This window comes from Streptomyces sp. adm13(2018), from assembly GCF_008042145.1.
Classification (GTDB): domain Bacteria; phylum Actinomycetota; class Actinomycetes; order Streptomycetales; family Streptomycetaceae; genus Streptomyces.
In genome coordinates this window covers 361,679-365,872 of sequence record NZ_RDBH01000129.1, presented here as the reverse complement: position 1 = coordinate 365,872, position 4,194 = coordinate 361,679, and the positions used below count along the sequence as shown (strand labels likewise).

Annotated in this window: 5 protein-coding genes, 1 pseudogene and 1 riboswitch; of the genes and pseudogenes, 3 read left to right on the top strand and 3 right to left on the bottom strand. The window is 69.5% G+C overall.

What is annotated here, in order from left to right:
- Nucleotides 1-56 precede the first annotated feature (56 nt).
- Nucleotides 57-659, top strand: a pseudogene (locus EAO70_RS18300) (transglycosylase domain-containing protein); the annotation flags it as partial.
- 62 nt (nucleotides 660-721) lie between these two features.
- Here the strand turns inward: EAO70_RS18300 and EAO70_RS18295 are convergent.
- From EAO70_RS18295 to EAO70_RS18285, 3 genes are all read right to left on the bottom strand, one after another.
- Nucleotides 722-1,063 (bottom strand): DMT family transporter, encoded by a 342-nt coding sequence (locus EAO70_RS18295; protein ID WP_148005213.1) that lies wholly within the window; start codon nucleotides 1,061-1,063, stop codon nucleotides 722-724.
- A gap of 33 nt (nucleotides 1,064-1,096) precedes the next feature.
- A riboswitch (guanidine-III (ykkC-III) riboswitch) is annotated at nucleotides 1,097-1,166 on the bottom strand.
- 49 nt (nucleotides 1,167-1,215) lie between these two features.
- Entirely contained in the window at nucleotides 1,216-1,554 is a 339-nt protein-coding gene (locus EAO70_RS18290; protein ID WP_017237090.1) for a GroES family chaperonin, read from the bottom strand.
- Between the two features lie 62 nt (nucleotides 1,555-1,616).
- Entirely contained in the window at nucleotides 1,617-1,937 is a 321-nt protein-coding gene (locus tag EAO70_RS18285) for a DUF3618 domain-containing protein (RefSeq protein WP_148004000.1), read from the bottom strand.
- A 150-nt stretch (nucleotides 1,938-2,087) separates the two neighbouring features.
- On the opposite strand from EAO70_RS18285, the gene bcp reads away from it, so the two are divergent.
- Both bcp and proP read left to right on the top strand, forming a co-directional pair.
- On the top strand, nucleotides 2,088-2,561 hold the full coding sequence (gene bcp / locus EAO70_RS18280) for a thioredoxin-dependent thiol peroxidase (protein ID WP_148003999.1): 474 nt from the start codon (nucleotides 2,088-2,090) through the stop codon (nucleotides 2,559-2,561).
- Nucleotides 2,562-2,675: 114 nt separating this feature from the next.
- Entirely contained in the window at nucleotides 2,676-4,175 is a 1,500-nt protein-coding gene (gene proP / locus EAO70_RS18275) for a glycine betaine/L-proline transporter ProP (RefSeq protein ID WP_148003998.1), read from the top strand.
- The last annotated feature ends 19 nt before the right edge of the window (nucleotides 4,176-4,194 follow it).

Here is a 4,194-nt window from a genome sequence, read left to right as displayed (position 1 = left end):
GGCGACGCCCCCGCCGCCTCCTGCGCACCCTCTTCGGGCTCCTGCTCCTCGGCACCCTGCTGCTCGCGGGCGCCTTCGCCGCCGGCTACCTCCTCGTGGAGATCCCGCCCGCGAACTCCGCCGCACTCGCCCAGTCCAACCTGTACCTCTACCGGGACGGCAGCACCCTCGCCCGCGACGGCGAGGTCAACCGCGAGAACGTCCGGCTCGACCGCATCCCCCTGACGGTCCGGCAGGCCGTCCTCGCCGCCGAGGACCGCGACTTCCACACCTCGCGCGCCGTCGACCCCAAGGCGATGGTCCGGGCCGCCTGGAACACCGTGAACGGCAAGGGCCGCCAGTCCGGCTCCACCATCACCCAGCAGTACGTCAAGAACTACTACCTGGGGCAGGAGCAGACCCTCACCCGCAAGGCGAAGGAGTTCTTCATCGCGATCAAGCTCGGCCGCGAGAAGAGCAAGGAGGACATCCTCCAGGGCTATCTGAACACCAGTTACTTCGGACGCAACGCGTACGGCGTCCAGGCCGCCGCCCGCGCCTACTACGGCAAGGACGTCGAACAGCTCGACACCGCCGAGGGCGCCTACCTCGCCGCCGTCCTCAAGGCCCCCAGCGCCTACGACGTCACCACCCACCCCGAGAACCGCGCCAAGGCCGTCGACCTGTACCGCCCCGCCGACCTCCAGGCCTGGTGGTTCTCGGCCGACCTGGGCAGGTCCGCCTACCAGCTGCTCGGCCGCGGGATCGTCCCGATGGCGGCCTTCAGACCCACCACGGCGACCAGCAGCAGACAGACGAAGAAGATCCGGGCGGCGGTCGCCGGCTCACCCAGCACCACCATGCCGAGCACCGCCGCACCGGCCGCGCCGATACCCACCCACACGCCGTACGCCGTACCGATCGGCAGCGTCTTGGCCGCCTGCGACAACAGCATCATGGAGGCGACGATCCCCACACCGGTGAACACGCTGGGCCAGAGCCGCGTGAAGCCGTCGGTGTACTTCATCCCGATCGACCAGCCGACTTCCAGCAGACCCGCGACAACGAGAAGAACCCAGGCCATGACGACGACACCTCCGCGAGACGGAACAACAGGGCTGCGTCGTCTTGTCGGAATCCCGGTACGGCGCGTCTCGTCGGGTGTCCCCAGGCTAGCAAAGAAAGGCGGAGGGCCCCGGTGACCGTGGTCACCGGGGCCCTCCGCCGTACAGCAGATCAGAGATACAGCCCCGTGGAGTCCGTCGCCCCCTGGAACCGGTCCGCGGCCACCGCGTGGAGATCGCGCTCCCGCATCAGGACGTACGCGACACCCCGCACCTCGACCTCGGCACGGTCCTCGGGGTCGTACAGCACCCGGTCGCCGATCTCGACGGTACGGACGTTCTGACCGACCGCGACCACCTCGGCCCAGGACAGCCGGCGTCCGACCGCCGCCGTCGCCGGAATCAGGATGCCGCCGCCGGAGCGCCGCTCCCCCTCCGGGGAATCGGTGCGGACCAGGACGCGGTCGTGAAGCATCCGGATGGGCAGCTTGTCGTGCGTGTTCTCGCTCACGGTCCGAACCTACCTGCCCCGGCACTCCGGCCGGAGCAGGGAGGGGGACGCCCCCGGAGAGATCAGCGCCGGCCCCTGCGGGACGAGGCGGCGACCAGTCCGACGACCGCGACGACGACGAGCGCCGCCGGCACCACACGCTCCAGCCGCGGAGCGCCGTCCTCATGGGTGAAACGTGCCTTCACGTCCGAGACGACCCGGTTCACGGCGACGAAGGCACGCCCGGCGGTCTGATCGACCGTCGAGGTGACCTTCGCCTTCGCGTCCCCGATGATCGTCTTCGGGTGCACCCGAATGCCGATCTCGTCGAGAGTGACGGCGAGCTGCTCGCGCCGGCGGACGATGTCCGCCTCGATCTGCGCAGGGGTCCTGGCCTCCGACACCGCGCTGCCTCCGTAGTCGTGATCCGGGTGGTCGTCATCCGGTCGTCGACCGGTCCTTGTGGACAGTCTGTCAGCTCTGCCGCCGCCGGGCTGTCCCCGACCCCCATTAGGCTCTGAACGCGTCCGCGAACCATCCCGAGGAGACCACCCATGAGCGAGCGACTGCAGCCCGGCGACACCGCCCCCGCCTTCACCCTGCCCGACGCGGACGGCAACGAGGTCTCGCTCGCCGGCCACAAGGGCCGCAAGGTCATCGTCTACTTCTACCCGGCCGCGCTCACCCCTGGCTGCACCAAGCAGGCCTGCGACTTCACCGACAACCTGGACGTCCTCGCGGCCGCCGGCTACGACGTCATCGGCGTCTCCCCGGACAAGCCGGAGAAGCTCGCCAAGTTCCGCGACCAGGAGAACCTCAAGGTCACCCTCGTCGGCGACCCCTCCAAGGAGACCCTCGCGGCCTACGGCGCCTTCGGCGAGAAGAAGCTGTACGGCAAGGTCGTCACCGGCGTCATCCGCTCCACCGTCGTCGTCGACGAGGACGGCAAGGTCGAGCACGCCTTCTACAACGTGAAGGCCACCGGACACGTCGCCAAGATCCTCCGGGACCTCTCCATCCAGGCCTGACCCACCCGCCCGGGCGACGTGACGCACGTCGCATTCCCGGGCTGTTTCCGTTTGTGAACGGCATGACCGTGCAGAAGGACCTCTGGAGTTTTTCCGGAGAGAGGACGTACGGCCATGCCGGCCACAGACCGCGACGGCCAAGTCGTCGATCCCGAGGCACAGCGCCGCCACCCGCACCTCTTCAAGGCCGCCGTCCGACGGCGCCGGCCCAAGCTGCGCCGCACCGACATCACGGTCACCGACGAGGCGGCCGTCAAGCGGGCGGTGAAGGCGGCCTCCCTGGGCAACGCCATGGAGTGGTTCGACTTCGGCATCTACGCCTACCTGGCCGTCACCCTCGGCCACGTCTTCTTCCCCTCGGGCAACGACACCGTCCAGCTGCTCTCCTCCTTCGCCACCTTCGCGGTCGCCTTCCTGGTCCGCCCGCTCGGCGGCATGGTGTTCGGCCCGATGGGTGACCGGCTGGGCCGCAAGAAGGTCCTCGCCCTGACGATGATCCTCATGGCCGTCGGCACCTTCTCGATCGGCCTCATCCCGTCGTACGCCACCATCGGCTTCTGGGCCCCGGCGCTCCTGGTCTTCTTCCGGATGCTCCAGGGCTTCTCCACCGGCGGCGAGTACGGCGGCGCCTCGACGTTCATCGCCGAGTACGCCCCCGACCGCCGCCGCGGCTACTTCGGCAGCTTCCTGGAGTTCGGCACCCTCGCCGGCTACGTCGGCGCGGCCGGCCTGGTGACCGCGCTCACCGCCTGGCTCGGCACCGACACCATGGAGGCCTGGGGCTGGCGCGTGCCGTTCCTCGTCGCGGGCCCGCTGGGCCTCGTCGGCCTGTACCTGCGGATGCGGCTCGACGAGACCCCGGCCTTCCAGAAGCTGGAGAACGAGTCGGCCCGCGCCTCCGAGGCGGCGGACCCGGTGGAGACCTCCACCAAGGGCGACCTCGCGAAGATCTTCCGGCAGCAGTGGCCGACGCTGATCCTGTGCATCGCGCTCGTCGGCGCGTACAACATCACCGACTACATGCTGCTGTCGTACATGCCGACCTACCTCACCGACGAACTCGGCTACAGCGAGACGCACGGCCTGCTGATCCTGCTGCTCGTGATGGTCCTGCTGATGCTGGTCATCACCCGGGTCGGCCGCCTGAGCGACCGGTTCGGACGCAAGCCGCTGCTCATGACGGGCATGCTGGGCTTCTTCTTCCTGTCGCTGCCGGCCTTCCTGCTGATCGGCCAGGACGGCGTGCCCGCGATCACGGTCGGCATGCTGATGCTCGGCCTGTCGCTGGTCTGCCTGCTCGGCACGATGTCGGCGGCGCTCCCGGCGCTCTTCCCGACGGACGTCCGCTACGGCTCCCTGTCGGTCGGCTACAACCTGTCGGCGTCGCTCTTCGGCGGTACGACCCCGCTGGTGATCACGGCGCTGATCGGCGCGACCGGCAACAACCTGATGCCGGCGTACTACGCGATGGCGGCGGCGCTCGTCGGCGTGATCGCGGTCGCCTGCATGAAGGAGACGGCCCGCCAGCCCCTGGAGGGCTCCCCGCCGTCGGTGGAGACCCCGGAGGAAGCGGCGGAACTGGTCATGTCCCAGGCCCCGGAACCGAAGTTCTGACCCCACCGCCCCACCGCAC